The organism is Mucilaginibacter sp., assembly GCF_036568825.1.
GTDB lineage: Bacteria > Bacteroidota > Bacteroidia > Sphingobacteriales > Sphingobacteriaceae > Mucilaginibacter.
Genome location: NZ_DATCRU010000060.1, coordinates 1 through 23,801, shown reverse-complemented (window position 1 = coordinate 23,801; position 23,801 = coordinate 1). Strand labels below are relative to the sequence as shown.

The window sequence follows — 23,801 nt, the reverse complement described above, 5'->3', positions numbered from 1 at the left end:
AAACATTAACATCTTTTTACATTTTTTGCGTTTTACATTATATACTTTTGCAGGAATGCGTTTATCCCAAAAACTAATATATTGTACTTTAATGCTTTGTTTATTGCATGGCTTAGGTTATGCGCAACAAACATTAACTATTAAAGGCATTATATTTAAAAAGAGTACACCCGACCGGATATCGCAAGCTGTAGTAACTGATCTTAAAACGCAGACAGTAATGATGAGCGATGAATTGGGGGGATTTGGAATTAAAACCGCAATCGGCGATACATTGGAGATAACCAAAACCGGTTATACCCCCCAGAGAATTACTATAACAAGTAATGATGATCTGGTAGTTTACATGCAGCCCGTCGTGGAGCTGAACCAAGTGACGATTAAGAGTCAATCCAAGCAACAGGAATTGAGTGAAGTAATGAAGGAATACCGAAGCCAGGGAATTTATAACGATGGTAAATCACTTCCGTTCTGGCAGTTTGTCAACTCACCTATTACGGCATTTTATAACCTCTTTGGCAAAACTCCTGCACAGGCCCGTCGTTTTGCCGAGTACGCAAAAAATGAGCAGGAGGCCAGTGTGGTTGATAAAAGGTACACCAAAGAATTAGTAAAAAGTGTTACCAAAATGTCCTCTGATGACGAGGTCGATAAATTCATGGTAGCTTACAGGCCGTCTTACCAGGATATGAAGGAGTGGAACGATTACCAGCTGATCCAGTTTATTAAAAAATCCTATAATTATTATCTGAAGACTAAGGATAGACCGGAGGCGAGGTTGCAGAAGTTATATTGACACGATTTTGGGATTTGTTCGATTAGCAGGAATTAAATAAATCCGAAATCGAGATTCCGAAATCCGACTTAAATAGACAGCGCTTCACAAGCCCGCTCAGCTGCCAGCTTCTCTGCATTCTTTTTATTGAATTCTTTGCCCTGACCCATAATCTCACCATCTATGCTGGCTTGTACGGTAAATAGTTTGTTACTTTCACCATCGCCGTTTTCAATAAGTTCAAAGGTGATATCCTTGCCGTGGCGCTGGCACCACTCGATGAGTTTGCTCTTGAAGTTGGTTTCGGTCTGCTCCAGCTTATGGATATCGATATGCGATTTGATGATATGGTTCACCAGGAAATTTTTGGTAAAATCGTAGCCTTTATCAAGGTATATAGCTCCGATCAAAGCCTCGAAGGCATCCCCTAATAATGAGCCCTGACGGGTGGAATTCACCATACGGTTATCGTACTGGATCAATTGCTCAAAACCCAGTTTACGGGCCAGTTGGTTAAGATTGCTGCGGTTTACGATTTTTGAACGGAGCTCGGTCAGGAAGCCCTCGTCTTCAAAGGGATATAATTTAAAGAGTACTTCGGCTACAACGCTCCCCAACACAGCATCGCCCAGGAACTCCAGGCGTTCGTTGCTGTTCTTTACGCCTTTCTTTACGTTTTGGGCTACGGATTTATGCCGGAAAGCCAATCGGTATAAAGACAAATTGCCCGGAACGAATCCGAGCAAATTCTTTAAAGATTTTACGTATTTTCTGTTGGGGGATAAATAAAGCTTATAAAACCGTCTGATTGGCATTCAATCTACTTATTCTTCGTACTTCTTAAATATAACTGAAGCGTTATGACCGCCAAAGCCAAATCCGTTGCTTTGTGCCACCCTAACTACTCTTTTCTGTGCAACGTTGAAGGTAAAGTTAATTTTCGGATCAAAAGCAGGGTCGTCAGTAAAGTGATTGATCGTTGGTGGAATCATATCATTTTTAACGGCCAGAATAGCGGCTATAGCCTCAACAGCACCGGCGGCGCCAAGCAAATGGCCCGTCATTGATTTGGTAGAGCTGATATTTATGCGGTAAATATCTTCTCCAAAAGTATCTTGTATTGCTTTAACTTCCTGCGGGTCACCAATCGGGGTTGATGTTCCGTGAACGTTTACATAATCAATATCAGCAGGAGTTAAGCCTGCATCTTCCAAAGCAGCTTTCATTACCAATGCAGCGCCTAAGCCTTCAGGGTGCGGAGCAGTCATGTGATAAGCATCGGCACTCATGCCGCCGCCTATCATTTCAGCATATATCTTGGCACCACGTGCTTTGGCGTGCTCCAGTTCTTCCAAAATGATCGTTCCTGCACCTTCGCCGGCAACAAAACCATCGCGGTCAAGGTCAAACGGACGTGAGGCAGTAGCCGGATCATCATTACGGGTTGAAAGAGCGTGCATCGCATTAAAGCCGCCAATACCTGCTTCATTAATGATTGCTTCAGAACCTCCGGTTATGAACATATTAGCTTTACCCAAACGGATATAGTTAAATGAATCGATAAGCGAATTGTTGGATGAAGCGCAGGCAGAAACTGTAGTGAAGTTGGGCCCTCTTAAACCATATTTAATAGAGATATGGCCGGGGGCGATATCCGCTATCATTTTAGGAATAAAGAATGGGTTAAAACGCGGTGTACCATCACCTTTGGCAAAAGCAACTACCTCGTCTAAAAAGGTTTTTAAACCACCAATGCCTGATCCCCATATCACACCGATACGGTTGGTGTCAAGCTTTGAAAAGTCTAATCCTGCGTCTTTTACCGCTTCCTCGGTCGAGTATAAAGCGTATTGAACAAAAGGGTCAAGTTTGCGGGCATCTTTGCGGCCCAGGAATGCGTCGGCATCGAAATTCTTTACCTCGCATGCAAACTTTGTCTTGAAATTTGTAGTGTCAAAACTCTTAATCAAGGCTGCGCCACTCACTCCATTGATCAAAGATTCCCAATATTCGGAAACGCTGTTGCCAATTGGAGTAAGTGCTCCAAGCCCGGTTACTACAACTCTTTTAAACTCCATTTAATAAGGTTAGGGAGTTTATTTAACGTTTTTTTCAAGGTAAGCGATAGCCTGGCCTACAGTACCTATAGTTTCAGCCTGATCGTCAGGAATAGCCACGTTAAATTCTTTTTCAAACTCCATGATTAATTCCACGGTGTCTAACGAGTCTGCACCAAGATCGTTGGTGAAGCTAGCTTCAGGTGTTACTTCACTTTCGTCAACACCTAATTTTTCTACGATAATAGCTTTTACTCTTGAAGCGATATCAGACATACTTTTAATGGTTTAATGATTAATAAAATTCAGTGCAAAGAAAAATAAAATCTATCAAATAACAAATCTAAAAACTTTTGGTATTTACAAGTAACAAATTTTTACCGTGAGAGTTTCTATTTTGTATTTTTGAGCCGGGCAAAATTAGTGATTTTGAACAGGAAAACATTAAAATTTGAGATCGATTTGGATTTTGTGTTGATCGCCATCACCACATCACTGAAGGATTACCGTATTTGCCATCACATAAACAAGCACCTGAGATTTGGTTTTACCCGCAGCGCCGACCTGGAAGTAGATCTATTACCCGGATCGGGTCCTGTTTATTTCTCCATGTTCCAATATTATTGGGAAGCCAGCGAAACAGACTTTTATTTTATTGCCAATAAAGGATCGGAAGGATACCTGGTTCCCGAAATGCGCAAAGCCGATTATTTCCTGATGATCAGGAATTATATAGATGATGTGGACCTGGAACAGCTGGTCACTGGGCTTAATCGCATACCCGAAATAGTGGCGGCAGTAAAGATTGATCCAAAAAAAATTAAATCACGGGAAAATCTTTTATTTTAGCGCCGATTTTAAGAAGTGTATGTGCTACACTAATTTAGATACCAAATAAGAAAACAGCCAGTTTAATCCTGATAAATATGAAATTATCTTACAACCGTACTAAAATTGTTGCCACAATGGGTCCGGCATCAACCAATAAGGACATCCTATTGTCAATGATAAAGGCAGGTGTAAATGTATGCCGCCTCAACTTTTCGCACGGAAGACCTTCTGATCATCAGAAAACTATCGATACCATTCGTGAAATAAACGAACAATATAAAGTAAATGTGGGTATCCTTGCCGACTTGCAGGGCCCTAAAATCCGTATCGGACTGGTAAAAGACGGTGGTATTCACCTGGTGAACGGTTCGCAGATACATATTACCACACATGAGTGTATTGGCGATGATAACCGTATATATATAACGTATGAAACTTTCCCTCAGGATGTAAGGCCAAATGAGATCATCCTGTTAGATGACGGAAAAATTCAAATGCGCGTAATCGAAACCAACCGTAAAGATTCTGTGCTTTGCGAGGTGGTTCACGGCGGTATCCTGACATCGCGTAAAGGTGTAAACCTTCCTAATACTAAAGTATCTATCCCAAGTTTAACCGAAGAGGATTTGGTAAACCTTGAATTCGCGTTGCAAAATGATGTGGAGTGGATCGGTCTTTCGTTTGTTCGTACTGGCGAGGATATTGTGGAGCTTAAACGCATCATCGCACGCAGCGGAAAAGCTGCCCGTGTGATCGCCAAAGTTGAAAAACCTGAAGCGATTGATAATATAGATGCCATTGTTGCTGCGACTGACGGTGTGATGGTAGCCCGTGGTGACCTGGGCGTTGAAATGCCATTGGAAGAAGTTCCTTTGTTGCAAAAAATGATCATCCGTAAATGCCGTGAAGCTTCAAAACCAGTTATCGTGGCTACCCAGATGCTGGAATCGATGATCACTACGCCACGTCCAACCCGTGCCGAGGTAAACGACGTTGCCAACTCAGTTCTTGACGGCGCCGATGCGGTGATGCTAAGCGGTGAGACTTCAGTTGGAGAGTTCCCGGTTATCGTTATCGAAACTATGGCTAAGATCGTACGTAATGTAGAAGAGCTTGGTTATCCTTATAATACTACTCTGGAACCTGCGATACCTCATGCACCTGCCAATTACCTGAGCGATGCCTTATGCGGATCAGCAGTTTACCTGGCTGAACATACCAATGCAGTGGGTATTATTTCGATGACCGTATCCGGCTATACCGCATTCGAAATATCAAGCCACCGTCCAAAAGCCGGGACTTACATATTTACATCGAACAAAACTCTGTTAAAGGCATTAAGCCTGGTTTGGGGTGTACGAGCTTTCTATTATGACAAACTGGAAAGTACCGATCAGACCATTGCTGATGTAAACGAGATATTAAAATCGGAAAACCTGATCGAGGTAGGAGATGTAGTGATCAACACTGCTTCGGTGCCTATCACTAAGCAGGGTAAAACTAATATGCTTAAGGTTTCTGTAGTAGAATAGTTTGCAGTTGGCCGTTGGCACAAATTGCAACGTATATATTTTCAGTTAGCAGTGTAAATATAATATTACTGCACACTGCTAACTGAAAACTGCCAACTCAATAAACCGCCGCTGCACAAACTTTCAGGAATAACTTGTCGAGATTGACAAAGTAATAGTCCCAATAAATTTCAATCATCTTCCTCATCTCAGTACGTTTTGGTATCGTTTATAAGAACCTCAAACGATGCCAGGGTTTAATTATTACTTAAATATTAAAGAAAAAATGGCGTTGCTTTGTCCCTTTGCCCTTTGCTAAAAATTTTCGTATCTTTAAAAAATCTACTACTTCATTATTAAGCGAAAAACATAACAAAATTAACTGAAAAATCTCCGATTTTTTTTCATTTTTTAGTTTTCCACAGATATAAAAAACTATAAATCAAATATTTATAGCGAAGCATTTGCGATAATCGTGTTACACTTCACATCGTGTGGAAAACTCCAAATTGATACCGATTATATTGAACAATAAATTTGATTAAAAACCCCTAAGGATTTTTTAACACTGTAATAACTTATTAGATATATAGATATGGGCAAAAACATTTCAAAAAAAGCAACCGCTCCAAGCGGAAAAGGCGGGCTAAAGGTCGGGAGATACTTTACCAAAGAAGGAAAGAACGTGTACGACCTGTTCAAGTACGAAAAACGCTCATCAGTGATACGTAACCCTTCGGGCGACGCTGTGTTTGAAATGAACGATGTTGAAGTACCGGCTGCATGGTCGCAGGTAGCTACCGATATCCTTGCGCAGAAATATTTCCGCAAGGCAATGGTTCCTCAGCCCGACGGAACAACAGGTTCTGAGAAAAGCATTAAGCAGGTTGCCCACCGTATGGCTAATTGCTGGAAAGACTGGGGAATGCGTTACGGCTATTTCGCATCAAAAAAGGATGCTGAAGTATTCTATGATGAGATCGTGTATACTATCGTTGGTCAGCTTGCTGCACCAAACTCACCACAATGGTTCAACACCGGCTTGCATACTTCTTATGGTATCACCGGAAAGCCACAGGGCCACTACTTCGTAGACCCCATCACCGAAGTGTTAAGCAAATCAACATCAGCTTACGAGCGTCCGCAGCCGCATGCCTGTTTCATCCTTTCTGTTGAGGATGACCTGGTAAACGAAGGCGGTATCATGGACCTGTGGGTGCGTGAAGCACGTATCTTTAAATATGGCTCTGGTGTAGGTACCAACTTCTCTAAGATCCGCGGCGAGAACGAGAAACTTTCAGGCGGTGGTTATTCATCAGGCTTAATGTCGTTCCTGAAAATAGGCGACCGTGCTGCAGGCGCAATCAAATCAGGCGGTACTACCCGCAGGGCTGCTAAAATGGTATGCCTTGACCTGGATCACCCTGAAATTGAAAGCTTCGTAAACTGGAAAGTAGAAGAAGAAAAGAAAGTGGCTGCTTTAATTGCTGCAGGATACTCTTCAGACTACGAAGGTGAAGCATACCGCACCGTATCTGGCCAAAACTCTAATAACTCTGTACGTGTTCCAAATGAGTTCTTCTATGCTTTGCAACAAGACAAAGACTGGGATCTGAAAGGCCGCATGAATGGCAAGACTGTAAAATCGATCTCTTCTCAGAAATTATGGGACGATATATCATTTGCTGCATGGGCCTGTGCCGATCCGGGTATACAGTTTGACAGCACCATCAACGAATGGCATACCTGTCCTGAAGGTGGCCGCATCAACGCGTCAAATCCATGCTCTGAGTACATGTTCCTGGATAATACCGCATGTAACCTGGCATCTATCAACCTGGCACACTATTTTGACGAAAAGACCCGCGTATTCGACGTAAAAGGCTTTGAGCATTCATGCCGTATCTGGACTATTGTTCTGGAAATATCTGTGTTGATGGCTCAGTTCCCGTCAAAAGAAGTGGCACAGCTTTCATATGACTACCGTACCCTTGGTTTAGGCTATGCCAACTTAGGCTCGGCCCTGATGGTGAACGGTATCCCTTATGATAGCGACAAAGCACGTGCTATCGGTGGTGCCATCACCGCTATCATGACCGGTACTGCTTATGCTACTTCAGCTGAAATGGCTAAAGAGTTGGGTACCTTCAGCCGTTACGAAGAAAACAAGAAACATATGTTGCGTGTAATGCGCAACCACCGCTATGCGGCATATAACTCACCTGAAAATTACGAAGGTTTGGATATCCTGCCTCCGGGAATTGATCAGAAACAATGTCCCGACTACCTGCTGTCAGCTGCATGCAATGCATGGGACAAAGCAGTTGAAATGGGTGAACAATATGGCTACCGCAATGCACAAACCACCGTTATCGCTCCTACAGGAACTATCGGTTTAGTAATGGATTGTGATACTACCGGTATTGAGCCAGACTTTGCACTGGTTAAATTCAAAAAGCTATCAGGCGGCGGTTACTTCAAGATCATCAACCAGGCTGTACCTGAAGCATTGCAGAACTTAGGTTACCAGGAGCATGAGATCACTGCTATTGTTAACTATGCTAAAGGAAGTGCAAGCCTGGAAGGTGCTCCGCACATCAATCCTGACAGCCTAAAATCAAAAGGCCTGACCAATGCTGAGCTTGAAAAACTCGATAAAGCAGTTGTATCAGCGTTCGAGATCAGCTTTGCATTCAACGTATGGACATTAGGAGAAGATGTTTTAAAACGCCTTGGATTCACTGCTGAGCAATACAATGCACAGGGCTTTGACCTGCTACGCGGTTTAGGCTTCACCAGGAAACAAATTGCCGAAGCAAACGAATATGTATGCGGCACCATGACTATCGAAGGCGCTCCATATTTAAAAGCAGAGCACTACCCGATATTCGATTGCGCTAACAAATGCGGTGCTAAAGGTGAGCGTTATATCCATGCACATGGCCACATCAAAATGATGGCTGCTGCACAACCGTTTCTTTCAGGCGCTATCTCAAAAACTATCAACCTTCCAAACGAGGCCAAAGTTGAAGAGATTAAAGATTGCTACGAACTGTCATGGAAATTAGGTTTGAAAGCTAACGCGCTTTACCGTGATGGTTGCAAACTGTCTCAGCCATTATCAACCAAATCTGACAAAAAAGAAGAAGCTGATGAAAAATTGGACAGCGTAGAAGAAGTATTGGGCGAAGCAGCTAACGTAAAGCTAAGCGACCTTACTCCTGAGCAAGTATTGGAAGCAGCAGTGGCTATTATGGAGAAATCCAAGGATACCCACTTCATGCGCCAGCTTTCCCGCGTAGTACAAAAGAAGAGCCTGCCATACAAACGCCGTGGTTACACTCAGAAAGCAAGCATCGACGGACAAACCGTGTTCGTTCGCACAGGTGAGTATGAAGACGGAACATTGGGCGAGATCTTCGTGGATATGCACAAAGAAGGTGCAACTTTCCGCTCGCTGATGAACTGTTTTGCTATTGCAGTTTCTGTAGGTTTACAATACGGCGTGCCATTGGAAGAATATGTAGAGAAATTCACCTTTACCCGCTTTGAACCTGCAGGTATGGTGATCGGCCACGCCAACATTAAAAGTGCGACTTCTATAATTGATTATATTTTCCGTATGCTGGGTTATGAGTATCTTGATCGCAGCGACCTGGTACACGTAATCACCGAACAAAGAGGTGTTACAGGCAACCCACAGATGGAAGATGAGGACTACAACCCTGATACTACCAACGTTTACGAGCCATCGCCTGCAAAAGTATCTTCGGATGCAACAGGCAGCAAAAAACAAGGCCTCAGTCTTGATTTGAGCATGGGCGTGCAAAGCGACGCACCGGCATGTAACGTTTGCGGTCACACTACAGTACGCTCAGGCACTTGCTACAAATGCCTGAACTGCGGTAACTCGATGGGTTGCTCTTAATAGCTGAAAAGGCAGCGTGAAAGCGTAAAGAAACAAGCTATTCGTAAAATTGGCTGTTAAGCTCAGTTTTATAATGGTTAATGTGTGTGAAGCCCCGGTCTTATGATCGGGGTTTTTTTGTTGGTGAATCTCACCATTTTAAAATACCTCATCTTACCGGAGAATATATTCTCTAACTTAGGTATAAGAAATCGCACACCTAAATATTTAAACCATGAAAAAACTAGCACTGTTATTTACGTTATTAATTGCCTTTGTGGGCGCCAATGCGCAAACCAAAGACCAGATGATTGCCGACTGGCAGCGGGCTAAAAATTACACTAAAGCCTATCTTGATGCGATGCCTGAAGACGGGTACGCTTTCAAGCCAACACCAGAGATGCGCACCTTTGCAGGGCAGATGCTGCATCTGGCTGACGGCAACTACGGCATAGTAGGCACTGCGAGCGGCAAAGCTAATCCGCTGGGAAAAAATTCTGCTGAAAAGACCATAGCTCAAACCAAAGAAGCTACCACCAAAGCAGTGATGGACAGCTATGATTTTGTGATCGCTGCCATACAGGGCATGACACCGGATCAATTACAGGCAACTATGAAAATGGGCGGAAAAGACCTGGCAAAAGCTACATTGATCAATAAAGCATTTGAGCACCAAACCCACCACAGGGGGCAGACAGTAGCTTATTTGCGTTTGAAAGGCGTTACACCACCGGGAGAAATGTTGTTCTAAACGAACTCCTCAAAAAAGAAAAAGGCAGATATTGAATAAATATCTGCCTTTTTTTATGCTGTTATAAATTTGATTATTCGTGTGCCATTGGCTCGTCAAGATCGGTAATGTTACCTAAGCCATCTTTAAACACGTGTTGTGGCTCATCAGTGAATGGGGATGTTCTGGTGAACACACCCAGGAAGAACACGATACCGCCCATCAGTAATTGTGGCCAGAATACGCGGTCTGCGAAACCATATACCCATGGTGATGCCAGCAGGAAAGATCCGCCTACAACATCGATAAAGCAATGCATAGGAACCGGGAACACATTCATAAAACCGAATTTATGCTTGCTGAATACAGCCATGATAAATTGCAACCACCCGAAGATCAATGGTAAAAAGAATGAGGCGCCACCGACATGATAAAATCCAAAAAGCCATGGAGAAGACATCAGGACAAAAGCCATCACCCAATTTAAAAATCCGTAAGTTGATGTTGATACAAAAGGTTTCATTTCTTAAATGTGTTAACAGCGCAAAATTAATGTTTATTCTAAAGTTTACAACTCAAACTTGTGAATTATGCTAATTACTTAATACGCCGCAGCCTTTTTCTTAACAATGAATGATGCGATGAAGCAGAACAGACCTAATATTAACCCACAGATTATGCCAATTCCCGCCCCTGTAATAAGCATAGCAAGGCGAGGATGTGTTGGCAGCATAGGGTGTTCAGCAGACATTTTTGCAACACTTGGGTGATTGGCAATGTAGGTGCTATAAAATAACATATGAGCCGCTGTTATCCAGATACAATTTACAAGGCTCACACAAAAGCCGTGTAAAAAGTGCCGCCTGCCAACTGCTTTGGCAATAATATAGGCAGAGAAAATAAAGATAAACAGCCAGAAGACGGGTTCTACTTTTTCAGGGATCAGGGATATGGTTGCAACGGCCATAATCAGTCCGAATACGGACAATTGAAAAATAATTTTCCAGTTCATAACAAGGGAATTTTAGTGAAAGGATGTCAGTTGATTTATGATTGGTTTATTAAATTTAATAAAATCCAATCAGAAAATCAAATAGTTAGCAACAGGCTGAGGCTTATTTTGGATTGCTGAGATTCGCCTGGGTCTTTTCGACAGCGTCCTTAGTTTTAATAACGACAACCCCATTCAAAGCTTTTTTGCCATAAATACCGGCATAAACTTCCTTGGCAGGTTGTTGTTTTAGCACCCTGATGGATGCAATATCATTAGGATTCAAGCTATTCAAATCAGACACGGCTTTTCCGTCTACCACATAAAGCGGATCCATATTTGGATCCAGGCCGATCAGAACGGTACCTGTATTCCGGATAGAATCTTTTGGAACGACATAAGTCACCTTATCAGGAATAACTACTTTGGTTTTTTCTTTTATAGCTTCTGATGTAGTATCTGGCGCAGGGCCTTTAGAAATATTGAAACTGATCGGTATAGTATACCTCACCCTTACTTTATTACCATTCTGATATCCCGGCTCCCATTTTGGTGACAACTTCAATACCCTGATCACTTCTTTCGCGGCCCCATTACCAAGGTCTTTTACTACTTTAATATCAGACAGAGATCCATCAGTTTCAATCGTCATTGCAATCAGTTCTTTGCCCTGAATGTTTTTGTCGAGCATGCCTTCAGGATAATGAATATTCTGGCCCAGGAAGCGATAAAATGCAGAAATTCCCCCTTTAAATTGTGGTTCTTCTTCTACTGTAATAAAAACAGGTTCTTCGGTATGCTTAATAGCAGTCGCAGGTTGGGTAGTGGGCGCTGGCTCCAGATCATTCAATGTATATGCTGAATCCTTTACAACAGGTTTTTCAACAATAACTTGATCAGGAACAACATGATTCACATGTTTTTTAACTGAAGCAGCATGCATAGAGGTAAATGAAATAGCCGTTGTTGCAAACAGATGTTCTGCTTTATTTTTGATCACTTTTACTACATTGGTTTTACCGATTGTCACCGAAGCAAGGATCATCATCAGTACAAACAAAGGTGCTGATAAACCGTATTTTAAAAGAGCAGTATATCTCGACCGGTCCTTTTGCAGCATAATGATCCGCTGTTTCAACAAACTGTGATTGAAAAACGGAGTCACCAGTTGATGCGGTGTTTTTAGTGTTTGGCTCAGCAGCAACATAGCGTAATCGGCTTTGTCGATACCGTTCTCTAAAGCATGCCGATCAGCAATGTACTCATGAATATGTTTGATCTCCAGCCGATACAGGTACACTATCGGGTTAAACCAGTTGATGATGGCAACCGCTTCTATTAACAGCACATCAACGGTATGCCATTGATTGGCGTGTGCCTGCTCATGAGCAGTTATGATTTCCAGGTTATCGAGATTGCCGCCAAGTTTAATTCTTCTGAAAAACGAAAATGCACCGGCTGTTTCTTCCGGTGTATCTATTATTTTTTTAAGGGATATGAGTTGTAAAATAAACCGGGTGATCAATATGGCAGCGCCTATAGCATAAATGATCACCAATATTTGGCCAATGGTAAGGTGGTGCTCTTCGATGTCTTTAAAACGATAAACCAATATTGGTTTGGCATAAGCATACAGAGTGTGCTGTACCTTTTGAGTAATGAATAAATTTTTTACCCAGTCAGAATGGATTACAGGAATAAAAAATGAAAAAATAGCTGTTGAAACTAAAAAAAGGCGATTCAGGTGGAAAAAAGTTTCCCTGCGTAGTAACAGATAATAAAAACCGTAGGATAATACCAGGTAAAGGTTTACCAGCAGTAAATATTGCCACCAGCTCATAGTTTCTATTTTTCTTTGAGTTTTTCGATCAGTTTCATGATCTCGTCAGCTTCTTTTAGGTCGATTTTTTCCTTCTTCACGAAAAAGGAAAACATGTGTTTTACCGAATTGTCAAAATACCCGCTTAAGAGTTTCTCGGTTGCAAATCCCTGGTATTGCTCTTTGCTGATGATAGGGAAATACTCGTGGCTTTTGCCAAAAGCGGTGTGATCAACAAAGCCTTTAGCTTCAAGAATGCGGATGAAGGTAGATACGGTATTGTATGCCGGTTTAGGCTCGGGCAGGGCATCTATTACATCCTTTACAAAACCTTTCTTAAGCTGCCAAAGCACCTGCATGATCTGCTCTTCCGCACGAGTTAATTCTTTAATTTCCATGATGTTACGAATTTATTTTAGCGTAATTAGGCGCTCAGTACAATTGGTTATATTAAAGATATAAAACTTAAATTCAAAATGCAACTAAGCGCTTAGTTTTTTGCAAAATAAAAAAACCTCCGTGATAACCGGAGGTTTTAAATTACCATTTATTATTCCACATTAGTTAGTGCTCTGTGCCTTAGGTAATTCCCCTCTCGGTATCATTTCTGTGCGCTGAGCGGTATTGTACACAAACGACGCAATGATCGTAGCGGCTTGTTTCAGGTCATCTTCACTCAAACGATCATATGTATCCTGGTTACTGTGGTGCGTGCGGGTACCGTAATCCATTGGCTCTTGAATAAACTGGAACCCCGGAATACCAACTGCTGCAAACGACAAGTGATCGGTACCACCGGTGTTGCTGATGGTAATAGTACCTGCGCCAAGATCTTTAAAAGGCTCAAACCATGGTTTAAACACAGCTCCGGCAAGCGAATCACCCTGCAGATAAATGCCGCGTATTTTTCCTGTACCATTATCCAGGTTATAATAAGCCGATACTTTGGCCTGCTCGGGTTTTAATTGCATTGTTTTAGGATCGCCAAAGTGGTTCAGTACATAATAGCGCGATCCAAACAAGCCTTGTTCTTCCGAACTCCATAAACAGATACGTATCGTACGTTTTGGTTTAAATCCTATCGCCTTTAAAATGCGCACCGCCTCCATCATTACAGCGCTTCCGGCAGCGTTATCCGTGGCCCCGGTAGCAGCATGCCACGAATCAAGGTGACCGCCGATGATTACGAGCTGGTCTTTCAATTTTTTATCTGTTCCTGGTATTTCGGCAACTACATCATATCCCTGCAAATCATCGGTAAAGAATTGCGTTTTGATGTCAGCTTCCATTTCTACTTTCTGCCCTGCTTTTACCAGGCGCAAAATGCGCAGGTAATCTTCGCCACTAGTTTCCAACTCAGGAGCAGCGATTTTTGCCGTATCAGCATAGGATGCACCGTTAGTAGTAAACACAGTGCCATCTGTTCCGCGGGCCAGGCTTAATATCAAACCCACGTTTTCTTCCTGCAAAAATTTACCAACAGCAGTGCGCAAGGCTCGTGCCTTTTGCATAGCAACAAATTGAGGTGAGTTACGATCAAAAGCCCTGCGTTGAGAAGGCTGCGATGTGGCTTTGGCCATCTTGTCGAGCTCTTCGTCGGTATAGCGGGTCAGATCTGGCTTTGTACCACCGGCCAATTTGGTCTTAGTATCGAATATTACAATTTTACCGGCAAGCTTTCCTTTGTATTGATCCAGATCGGTTATTGTATCAGCTTTAACCAACATTACTTCGCCTTTTATCGGGCCGTTTGTTCCGGCTGTCCAGGCTTTGGGGATTGCTATAATGGCATGATAATAAGGAACCGTTATCGCAGCATAATTCTTCTGCACTTCCCAGCCTTTGCCAAACTTGCCCCACGGCTCCCGTTTAGCATTCTCCAAACCCCAACTCTTTAATTGGTTTACAGCCCAGTCCTGCGCCCTTTTCAGACCCGGAGAGCCAGCAAGTCTCGGACCGGCAACATCGGTAAGATAAAAGGCGGTTTCCATTACTTTAGAATGGTTCAATCCCTCATCGCGTATCTTTTGGACCGCCGCGGCATCGGGTGCCTCCTGGGCAAAAACAGAACCCGCTATCCCGGCAAACAAAATGCCGGAAAAGAGTAATTTTCTTTTCATTATAAGATCAGTTAATAATTAAGTATAAACAAACCTATCTATTTTATATTGAATTTATTGCGTTGATCGCTTAACAAATTTGTTACACGGAATCACTATTTTAGGCCGATAAATCTATCTGAACATGCTCAAATCTGCCGTACCTATCCTGGCTTCATTAAATGAAGAAGAAACTATTAAATTTTATACTGAAAAACTGGGCTTTACCTTCCACTCAAGCTGGGAAGGCTATCTTATTTTAAGCAAGGAAAAAGTGCAACTGCATCTATGGCCGACTGATGATCCTGCCATACCTAAAAATACAGGATGTTATATCAACGTGACAGAAATTGACAAGCTATATGCGAAATATGAACCGCTCGGCATTATACATCCTAATGGTAAACTGGAAGAAAAGCCATGGCGGATGAAACAATTCAGCATTTTGGATAATAACGGGAATATTATCCACTTTGGTGAAGACATGAATGCTGATTAATTGATCAGTAGCTTATACCCGCGACCGTGCACATTGATGATCTCGACATTTGAATCATCCTTCAGGTACTTGCGTATCTTGCTCAGGAAAACATCCATGCTACGGCCGTTAAAGTAATTATCATCGTGCCAGATGTTTAGCAGAGCTTCTTCGCGGGTAAGTACCTCGTTTTTGCGCAGACAGAGCAGGCGTAGCAGTTCAGCTTCTTTGGTTGATAATTTCTGCTGTACATCGCCGGCCGAGATCATTTGTGAGGTATAGTCAAAATCGTATCGTCCGATCTTAAAGTGAGTTTGTTTTTCTTCTTCGCTTTTCTCGCTGTTGTTTACCCTTTTCAATAAGGCATTGATGCGAAGGAGTAGTTCTTCTATTCGAAAAGGTTTGGTGATATAGTCATCGCCGCCCAAGTTAAATGCCTGGGTTTTATCTTCTATCATGCCTTTCGCGGTAGCAAAGATGATAGGGACCTGGGTATTGAACTTCCGTATCTCTTTACCAAGCGTGAACCCATCCTTTTTGGGCATCATTACATCCAGTATTAGCAGGTCGAAATTTTGTTTGGTAAATGCCTTTAATCCTTCCTCGCCGTCTTTACACAAAACCACTTCAAATTTGCCCTTCAACTGCAGGTAGTCTTGTAAAAGTAAGCCAAGGTTGGGGTCGTCCTCTACTAATAATATTTTCTTCATGCTTTAGGATATATGAAATTTAAGCTCAAACTCAGAGCCTTTTTCCTTTTCAGATTTAACGCTTATCGTTCCGTTCAGTTTCTTTACAATCGTATTTACATAGCTTAAGCCAAGGCCAAATCCCTTCACATCGTGCAGGTTACCTGTCGGGATGCGGTAGAATTGCTCGAATATTTTGGACTGCTGGTCGCGGTTCATGCCTATGCCTTTATCGGCCACGCGGATAACCACCTCATCATTTTTGTTAAAGGTGCTTATAGTAATTTCAGGTACGTTCGGGCTGTATTTTATGGCATTATCGATCAGGTTATACAACACATTCGAAAAATGCAGTTCATCAGCCTCAATCATTGGGCTTTGAGCATCCAAATGCAGATTGGCAATCACCTGGTATTTCTGCAGCTTAAGCGACATGCTATCCAGTACGGTGGTCACCATCTCGTTTACATCCAGTTTTTTTATGTCGAGCTTGAATTCGTTCTTTTCAATACGGGCTATATTTAATACGCGTTCGATATGATTACCCAGCCGCTGGTTTTCTTCAAAAATGATATTCGCCAGTCGTGCCACACGGCCCTTATCTTCCATTATCTCCTGATCCTTCAATGCTTCACTGGCGATCATGATTGTTGATACCGGGGTTTTAAACTCGTGGGTCATATTGTTGATGAAATCCATCTTCATCTCTGATATCTTCTTTTGACGAAGGATGGAGAAGATGGTGTAACCAAAGCAAACGATCAGTACCAGCAACAAGGCACCCGAAGTGGCCATCGAGGCGGTCATTTTTTCGAGTATCAGCGAATTTTTTTGCGGGAAAGATATTTTGATCCTGCCAGGGTCGTTAATTACCTCTTTGGTAAAAATCGGCACCTGGTAAGAATTGGCCGGAATGATATTAGCGTTGCTGCCATCAGTGTACGAAACATTGGTGTAAAGCAGCGAATCGCTATTAAAGGTGCTTACCGAATAAGTAAAAGGCAGGAAAATTCCTTTATTATGTAATTCAAAACGCAACAGCGAATCAATCCAGAACGGGTTAAGTCGCTTGGCCAGGGGCTCGTTAGATTTTTGATATTCGTCTGCCAGGTTGGCAATTACATTTGCCGGTTGAATGGTTTTATGAAGATTTTCTATCGAGTCGTCCTCAAGCATTTTTTTCACTTCCTGAAACCTGCGTTCGCTTCTTTTTCTTTCCTGTTCACGCTGCCAAAGCGGATTAACCTGTACTACCGGTATCACCTGTTTGCCGAATTGCGGATCCATATAGTCAACCAGCAAAGTATCGTACTTGTGCAGTTTCATAGGCTTCCTCTTATACGAAGGACTGACAGGTACCCGTACAATTTTGGGGTCAGTCATACGCTGATGTATGTTGCCAAACTCATCGGTGTATTCTTCATAGCGAAAATGGAGGTTCAACTCACCGGATTGGGCCATAGTGTAGAATTCCTCGTCCAGCTGGTTACTCAGTATTACTTTCTTCAGACTATCGCGCAGCAAGTTTAATCTCTTTTCGCGTGCGGTAAGCTTCTTTTTGGCAGGCTTTTTAATACCAAAAACTACCTTAGTGTACTTGGTTTCAACCGATTTTACAAAACTGCGGTGACTGGTGCTATCCTTCTGGCTTTGTTGCTTGTCAAATACCTGCGCTTTCTTGTTCAGGAAATTGATCGCATCCTGTTTGGCGAGTTTAGATACGACATTACCTAGTGCGTCATTCACCGAGCGGTCAAACAGATCAGACTGCGTTTGATACGACTGGCGCAAAAAATAAAACTGCATAGACATTACACCCAAAAGTGCAAATCCCATCAAACCAATTATAAGGCCTATACTTTTCTTCTTCATCCCTGTAACAAAAATATTTCAAATACGCTTAAATCATCTGCATTTAACAATTTTTAACATATTGAGGCTTGGATTTAACACCTTGTAATTGAACTGCTTGTTAACTTTGACTTTATAAATTTAAGCAATATCGCATGAACAGGCATTGGACAAAACCAGGTTTCGAGCTAATATTTGCGCTAAGCATTATAGGAATAATGACTTTGCCGCTGTTAGTTTTTGCACAAGGTAACAAGAATATGGATATCACCATTATGAATGGCGATACGACCATTAACGGTAAAAATATTAAAGAACTTTCGCCTGCCGAGCGCGAGCAAGCACTGAAAGACATTGATAACCTGAGCGGCCCTGAAACTAATGGAAGACAGCACATTGTTCTCAGAAAACGGTCATTAACCGATACCGGAAGGAATATGATCTACAATCGCCGTTTTTTTAACGATGATGACCTGACTGAAAATCATCGCTTTTTTAATGACAGCGCAAAACATGTGTTTAAGTTCAGAATGAGAAGGCCTGATGGAGGCGATTCAACCTTTACATTTAATTACCGGATGAATGGCGATGGCGACCGGAATGAGTTCTTTAATGATCACATGCGCAATTTCAATTTCCGGATGCGCGAGCGGGAAAACTTCCGTCACCGTAATGTGCAACGTTTTGACTATACCAATACCGGCAACGACGGAATCAGCACGCATACTAGCTTCAGAGTAAGCGATGCGTCGCCTGAAAAAGTAAAGAATGTAACCGGTAGCGAAAAAGCCGATTTAGAATTACGTGATCTGAACCTGGTACCGGAGTTTTCTTCCGGCAAGACCCTGCTGATGTTCAACCTCGCTTCAAAAACTGCTGCCGAAGTAAAGTTTACCGATAGCGAAGGCAAACTGATCTGGAGCGAGAAAATGACAGCCGGCGAGTTTAGCAAGAGTTTCCCATTAGGATTAAACGGTGTGTATTTTCTGCAGGTGAAACAGGGTAGTAAAGTTGCTTTGAAGAGGGTGGTAAAGGAAGATTAATAATAATTAATAGAAACCCAATGTCATTTCGATGAGCCGGCAAGGCTGTGAATGGGGGCGAAGAGAAATCTTATGCACCATGCAAAGTCTGCGAGTCGCTTGTATAAGATTTCTCCTCACCCATCACCTTAGGCCAATCTGTTCGTCGAAATGACATACTTCATTAATTATATTACGTGAATCACTTCGCTTTCACAAACTTCAGCGCATACGAATCCAGGCAATAACGCAAGCCGGTTGGCGCAGGGCCATCATCAAACACGTGTCCCAAATGTAACCCCGTACTGCGTTCAACCACCTCATCGCGCACCATTCCGTCCGAGTAATCTTTAACGACCATGATCGCTTTCGGATCTATAGGCTTAAAAAAGCTTGGCCAGCCTGTACCCGAATCAAACTTGGCATCCGAACTGAATAAGGGCTTGCCGGTAGCCGCACTTACATAGATGCCTTTTTCGTGATTATTCCAATACGGATTGTGAAACGGGGGTTCGGTTCCCTTATTCACCATGATGTCATATGCGTCTGGAGATAATACTTTTTTCCAATAAGAACTGGGCTTTGCTTCAGGATAAATTTTTACATCTTCAGAACTTCCGGCAACAACTTTTTCCTTCGATTGTCCCTGTCCGCATGCGCTTAGCACCGAAAAAAGCAGCGCAGCAACGATCAGATTAACTTTTTTCATATTCATTATCAAAATGTTATATATTTTATGTATATTTATTTGTCGAATACAATGAATAACCCTTACAACTACTCCCTATAAAGTTTAATCTATTTCAATCTGCCGTTTTTATAAACGAATACGCTGACTAATAGCAATATAAGTATTAATAATTTGACGCTAAACTTACTTTAGTTACTTATAATATACTTCTGATTTTCAATATTTTATTGTGGAAAATTTTACACAAAATCCAAAAGTTTTCCACACTTTTTGCGGAATATAGTTCCCAATTGATTTGAGTGACAATATTTTAATTTATATAAAAGGGTTAAATTGTTAATAAACAGCAGGTTATTTAAAACAGGCACGGTATTTGCAGAAATAAAAAACCATAATTCAAAAACCAATGAGTGCGCAAACATTAAGCGGGGTAATCGTATGTGTTTTACCGATAGTGTTAATTATCGCTACGATAGTTGTTAGAGGTAGGAAGTTATTCGATTAACCGGACCAATTGCCTAAAAGTATTTTTTTAGGTTATGCAGTATTACAGTACAGCACAGGGGATAGTTATGTGCTCCTTCATCCCCTTTTTTAAAATCTTTTCTTCTCAAACGCAAATTAAGAATTGTTCATCACAGGCCACGTCTCATTGTCCTGCCTTTTGATTTTTCTGGTTTTCTTTGCTGCGTCTCTTCGTCAGGATCATAAGGTCTTGTCAACCGGGCAATACGTTCTTCCATCGTTTCAGTAGTAAGGCGCTCCCTGCCCAGGCTGTCTACCATGATAGGGAAGGCAAATGGCGTAGGCCGGTCTATTTGTTTCAAAATGATATTTTGAGTAACGATACGCTGCAAAGCCTCTCTTAATCTGAATTCCTCTAGTTGGAAAGCCAGGGCCTCATTATATGCCTGCCGTACCAAAAGATTATTCGGTTCATACTCGCTGAAGACGTCAAATAACAATGATGTAGATGCCTGCAAATGTCTGCTTTTTACCGGCTGGCCGGGATAACCAGTGAAAACCAGTCCGCCTATATGTGCAATATCCCTGAATTTTCTTTTTGCCATCTCGTTGGCGTTCAGGCTATGCAAAATATCATCCAGCAGGTTATCGATAGAAAAGAAACTGGCATCCTCCAAAGCCATCTCTATCGGGATCTCGTCATCAGCCAGCAGCTCAAATCCATAATCATTCATGGCGATGGAAAATGAGAACGGCTTGATCTTCGAAATCCGGTAAGCCAGTAATGAGGCCATTCCCTCGTGCACCAATCTTCCTTCAAAAGGATAAAATATCAAATGATGTCCTTCACGCGAATGAAAGGATTCGATCAAAAACTCATGGCTTTGAGGGAGATGCGATAGCTCCGTCTGTAAATTGAATAAAGGTTTAAGAGCGATCACTTCTTCATCATTTTCTATGCCGTGCGCCATTTCATCCAGCTTATCCCTAAACACAGCTGAGAGTTGTGATGATAAAGGCATCCGTCCGCCCATCCAGCTCGGTATTATCCCTTTTTTGGCAGTCGACTTCCTGACATAAGCGCTCATTTCCTTCACACGGATAAATTCCAGGCTTTGTCCCGCAAACCAAAAGTTATCTCCGGGTTTTAATTTTGAAATGAAAGATTCCTCAATAGTTCCCAAACTTTTCCCGCTCAGCCATTTTACCCTGATGCTCACGTCGCTGGTAATAGTACCAATGCTCAGCCGGTGCCGCATGGCTACCCGGCGACTTTTTACCTGGTATAAACCGTTCTCAACTTCTACTTTCAGAAACTCATCGTATTGGGCAAGCACATTACCGCCGTGGGTTACAAATTCCAGCAACTCGTTAAATTCTTTTCGGGTAAGATCAGCAAAAGCATAGGTGGTTTTTACTTCATGATACAGATCATCGGCCCTGAAACCATCCGAAACCGCCAGCGTAACCATGTATTGCACCAATACATCGTAAGTAAGCAACATTGGATCCCGGCTCTCATAGATACCTTGTTTGATGCCTTGTTTTAGTGCAGCGCCTTCCAGTAATTCCAAAGAGTGAGTCGGCACATAATAAGCTCTGGATATCGCTCCTGGAGCATGCCCGCTACGGCCTGCCCGCTGCATAAACCTTGCTACTCCTTTAGGGCTGCCCACTTGTATCACCGTATCCACCGGACGAAAATCAACCCCAAGATCCAAACTTGATGTACATACCACTACTTTCAATGCTTCTGCATGTAAGGCCTGTTCTACCCAATTGCGCAATTCATTATCCAACGAGCCATGATGCATAGCCATAATACCTGCATACTCAGGGTAATTATCCAAAATAGCATGATACCATATCTCCGATTGCGACCGGGTATTGGTAAATATCAGCGTCGTCTTGCTTTTAGCTACCAGATCCATCACCTGCGGCAGCAGCTTTATCCCAATATGCCCCGACCAGGAATAGCTCTCAATATTTTCAGGAATGACTGATTTGATCACCAACTTCTTATCAATGAATGCGCGAACCATCTTCACCTGTTCCTTCGGAAAATTATTGCCAAGTAGTACCTCCGATGCTTGTTCCAGGTTGCCGATAGTAGCACTGATACCCCAGATTTTTAGTTTGCAGTTGGAAGTTTGCAGTTTGCTGCTTTGCATTCTGTTACCTTCCGTGTTACCTGCCCACTGCTGACTGCCAACTGTAAACTGAGTTTTGCCCACTGCAAACTGAGAACTGCCAACTGAAGCAAGCCCCTTGAGCCTGGACATTCCCAACTCCACCTGGACTCCTCGTTTCGTTCCCAGCAACTCATGCCATTCATCGATCACTACTACTTGTAGTTGCGTAAATATTTTAGGATATTCTTTTTGCGCCATCATCAGGTGCAGGCTTTCAGGCGTGGTGAGCAGCACTTCGGGCAGTTTCTTTTTCAGGGCTTGCTTTTCTGCTGCGGGTGTATCACCCGTACGTGTGCCGATCTTCCAGGGCAGGCCGATCTCATCGCAAACTTCCTGCATCGCTTTCCTGATGTCATTTGTTAATGCGCGCAGTGGCGTTATCCAAAGCATCATCAGTCCGTTATTCAGGCGTGTGTGCCAGGTATCGGGATTCTTGTTGATGTAATCCGCCAGGAAAGGTAAAAACAGCGCGAAGGTTTTTCCACTACCGGTTGGCGCATTCAGCAAACCAGAATATCCGCCCAGGTAAGCCGCTTCCATTTCCTGCTGAAAGGGAAACTGCTCCCAGTTTTTCCGCTTATACCATTCGGCTATGATTTGCTGCCCTGTCGTGATCACAACTCAACATACAATTTTAATTAATAAATAGTTGTATCCATTGAAATAAAAAAAGTTGATAAAAGACGTGTTCACACTCACGATGTGAACACCGATTAGCATAAATGAACACCTCAAAATCAATTATTTGTATTTTTTTATTTGACGACAAAATGCTGTCACCACCTTGTTGAGGTAAGTGACGTAACTTAGTATAAATAAGCGACTTCCTGCTCGTCAAACCACTTCTCTCATACACTTCAATTTTAACATTAACCATACTTTTTAATAGCAAAAATTAACTTATTTTCTGAAAATCAGATTTTTATGTAACTATTGGTTAATTGACACCGTACAAAAGACCATAATTGATTTAACTATTATGATTCTAAAACGCAGACCAACCACCTCGTGGATGAGCGTAATGTTAGGCATTACAATGCTTTCCGCATCAGTTTTCACATCATGTCAAAAGGACAGCTCAGTTGTTCCAGCTTCAGTTAAAACCACAAGTTTAGATGACAACGGCAAGCCTACAGGAACCGGCACATCCGGCGGTACTACAGGCGCAACTGGAAGCACTGGTGCTACCGGAACAACCGGCAAAACGGGTACAACTGGAAAAACAGGTACAACCGGTACGACAGGAACAACCGGCAAAACAGGTACAACCGGAACGACCGGCACAACTGGAAAAACAGGCACGTCAAGCTCTTCAACAAAATTTATATATAAGGCCTCAGCAGCCATCAGCTTAAGTAATCAAAGTAATATTACTATTAGCGGCGACTCGATCAACCTGGGTAATGGTGGTTCTATAGGTATAAAGCTGAACAATTGCAGCAACGTACACATCACCAAATGTAAAGTTATGAATACGACCAACGATGGTATCCAGCTTAACAATTGCACTAACGTAACTATCGATAGCTGTTTTGTTACCAATGTAAGGGCCGGTGTTAACGCGATGCAGTGTAAAACTGTTAAGGTAAACAATAACCAGTTCCTGAACATGAACGGTCCATTCCCTTCAGGTAACTTCGTACAATTGAATAATGTGAGCGGCGGCGGTATCCAGGTAAATTATAACCATTGC

20 protein-coding genes are annotated in these 23,801 nt (G+C 42.4%); 8 read left to right on the top strand and 12 right to left on the bottom strand.

Going from position 1 to position 23,801, the window contains the following annotated elements; translation table 11 throughout:
* Positions 1 to 91 precede the first annotated feature (91 nt).
* Positions 92 to 796, top strand: coding sequence for a peptidase associated/transthyretin-like domain-containing protein (locus tag VIM89_RS12405; protein ID WP_488156474.1), 705 nt, complete (start codon positions 92 to 94; stop codon positions 794 to 796).
* 68 nt (positions 797 to 864) lie between these two features.
* On the opposite strand, the gene rnc is transcribed toward VIM89_RS12405, so the two are convergent.
* Genes rnc through VIM89_RS12390 form a run of 3 tightly spaced genes read right to left on the bottom strand, consistent with a single transcriptional unit; the run spans position 865 to position 3,108 of the window.
* Positions 865 to 1,590 (bottom strand): ribonuclease III, encoded by a 726-nt coding sequence (gene rnc / locus VIM89_RS12400; protein WP_488156473.1) that lies wholly within the window; start codon positions 1,588 to 1,590, stop codon positions 865 to 867.
* Between the two features lie 9 nt (positions 1,591 to 1,599).
* Positions 1,600 to 2,853 carry a beta-ketoacyl-ACP synthase II gene (gene fabF, locus VIM89_RS12395; protein WP_488156472.1) on the bottom strand — a complete coding sequence of 418 codons (1,254 nt, stop codon included), beginning with the start codon at positions 2,851 to 2,853 and terminating at the stop codon, positions 1,600 to 1,602.
* Positions 2,854 to 2,871: 18 nt separating this feature from the next.
* Positions 2,872 to 3,108 carry an acyl carrier protein gene (locus VIM89_RS12390; protein ID WP_008508386.1) on the bottom strand — a complete coding sequence of 79 codons (237 nt, stop codon included), beginning with the start codon at positions 3,106 to 3,108 and terminating at the stop codon, positions 2,872 to 2,874.
* Between the two features lie 153 nt (positions 3,109 to 3,261).
* On the opposite strand from VIM89_RS12390, the gene VIM89_RS12385 reads away from it, so the two are divergent.
* From VIM89_RS12385 to VIM89_RS12370, 4 genes are all read left to right on the top strand, one after another.
* Positions 3,262 to 3,681, top strand: coding sequence for an IPExxxVDY family protein (locus VIM89_RS12385; RefSeq protein WP_488156471.1), 420 nt, complete (start codon positions 3,262 to 3,264; stop codon positions 3,679 to 3,681).
* 77 nt (positions 3,682 to 3,758) lie between these two features.
* Entirely contained in the window at positions 3,759 to 5,195 is a 1,437-nt protein-coding gene (gene pyk / locus VIM89_RS12380; RefSeq protein WP_488156470.1) for a pyruvate kinase, read from the top strand.
* A 574-nt stretch (positions 5,196 to 5,769) separates the two neighbouring features.
* Positions 5,770 to 9,102, top strand: coding sequence for a vitamin B12-dependent ribonucleotide reductase (locus tag VIM89_RS12375; RefSeq protein WP_488156469.1), 3,333 nt, complete (start codon positions 5,770 to 5,772; stop codon positions 9,100 to 9,102).
* A gap of 214 nt (positions 9,103 to 9,316) precedes the next feature.
* Entirely contained in the window at positions 9,317 to 9,832 is a 516-nt protein-coding gene (locus VIM89_RS12370; protein ID WP_488156468.1) for a DinB family protein, read from the top strand.
* Between the two features lie 73 nt (positions 9,833 to 9,905).
* Here the strand turns inward: VIM89_RS12370 and VIM89_RS12365 are convergent, their stop codons facing one another.
* The 5 genes from VIM89_RS12365 to VIM89_RS12345 form a co-directional block, all read right to left on the bottom strand.
* Entirely contained in the window at positions 9,906 to 10,334 is a 429-nt protein-coding gene (locus VIM89_RS12365; protein WP_488156467.1) for an SPW repeat domain-containing protein, read from the bottom strand.
* A gap of 78 nt (positions 10,335 to 10,412) precedes the next feature.
* Complete coding sequence (locus VIM89_RS12360) at positions 10,413 to 10,823, bottom strand: hypothetical protein (RefSeq protein WP_488156466.1); 411 nt, start codon at positions 10,821 to 10,823, stop codon at positions 10,413 to 10,415.
* Positions 10,824 to 10,926: 103 nt separating this feature from the next.
* Positions 10,927 to 12,642 carry an energy transducer TonB gene (locus VIM89_RS12355; RefSeq protein WP_488156465.1) on the bottom strand — a complete coding sequence of 572 codons (1,716 nt, stop codon included), beginning with the start codon at positions 12,640 to 12,642 and terminating at the stop codon, positions 10,927 to 10,929.
* Between the two features lie 5 nt (positions 12,643 to 12,647).
* On the bottom strand, positions 12,648 to 13,019 hold the full coding sequence (locus VIM89_RS12350; protein WP_488156464.1) for a BlaI/MecI/CopY family transcriptional regulator: 372 nt from the start codon (positions 13,017 to 13,019) through the stop codon (positions 12,648 to 12,650).
* 162 nt (positions 13,020 to 13,181) lie between these two features.
* Positions 13,182 to 14,741, bottom strand: coding sequence for a M28 family metallopeptidase (locus VIM89_RS12345; RefSeq protein ID WP_488156463.1), 1,560 nt, complete (start codon positions 14,739 to 14,741; stop codon positions 13,182 to 13,184).
* A gap of 124 nt (positions 14,742 to 14,865) precedes the next feature.
* Between VIM89_RS12345 and VIM89_RS12340 the strand changes: the two genes are divergently transcribed.
* Positions 14,866 to 15,219: a bleomycin resistance protein gene (locus VIM89_RS12340; protein WP_488156462.1), complete on the top strand. Its 354-nt coding sequence runs from the start codon at positions 14,866 to 14,868 to the stop codon at positions 15,217 to 15,219.
* On the opposite strand, the gene VIM89_RS12335 is transcribed toward VIM89_RS12340, so the two are convergent.
* Positions 15,216 to 15,908 (bottom strand): response regulator transcription factor, encoded by a 693-nt coding sequence (locus tag VIM89_RS12335; protein ID WP_488156461.1) that lies wholly within the window; start codon positions 15,906 to 15,908, stop codon positions 15,216 to 15,218. The two genes, VIM89_RS12340 and VIM89_RS12335, sit on opposite strands and share 4 nt — an antisense overlap.
* Before the next feature lie 3 nt (positions 15,909 to 15,911).
* Positions 15,912 to 17,759 carry a sensor histidine kinase gene (locus VIM89_RS12330; protein ID WP_488156460.1) on the bottom strand — a complete coding sequence of 616 codons (1,848 nt, stop codon included), beginning with the start codon at positions 17,757 to 17,759 and terminating at the stop codon, positions 15,912 to 15,914.
* Between the two features lie 134 nt (positions 17,760 to 17,893).
* Between VIM89_RS12330 and VIM89_RS12325 the strand changes: the two genes are divergently transcribed.
* Positions 17,894 to 18,781 (top strand): T9SS type A sorting domain-containing protein, encoded by an 888-nt coding sequence (locus tag VIM89_RS12325; RefSeq protein WP_488156459.1) that lies wholly within the window; start codon positions 17,894 to 17,896, stop codon positions 18,779 to 18,781.
* Positions 18,782 to 18,962: 181 nt separating this feature from the next.
* On the opposite strand, the gene msrB is transcribed toward VIM89_RS12325, so the two are convergent.
* Both msrB and VIM89_RS12315 read right to left on the bottom strand, forming a co-directional pair.
* The gene (gene msrB, locus VIM89_RS12320; RefSeq protein WP_488156458.1) at positions 18,963 to 19,469 is read right to left on the bottom strand and encodes a peptide-methionine (R)-S-oxide reductase MsrB; all 507 of its coding nucleotides are present in this window, start codon (positions 19,467 to 19,469) and stop codon (positions 18,963 to 18,965) included.
* Between the two features lie 617 nt (positions 19,470 to 20,086).
* Positions 20,087 to 22,726 (bottom strand): ligase-associated DNA damage response DEXH box helicase, encoded by a 2,640-nt coding sequence (locus VIM89_RS12315; RefSeq protein ID WP_488156457.1) that lies wholly within the window; start codon positions 22,724 to 22,726, stop codon positions 20,087 to 20,089.
* Between the two features lie 361 nt (positions 22,727 to 23,087).
* On the opposite strand from VIM89_RS12315, the gene VIM89_RS12310 reads away from it, so the two are divergent.
* A partial coding sequence (locus VIM89_RS12310) for a right-handed parallel beta-helix repeat-containing protein (RefSeq protein WP_488156456.1) occupies positions 23,088 to 23,801 on the top strand: 714 nt, incomplete at its 3' end.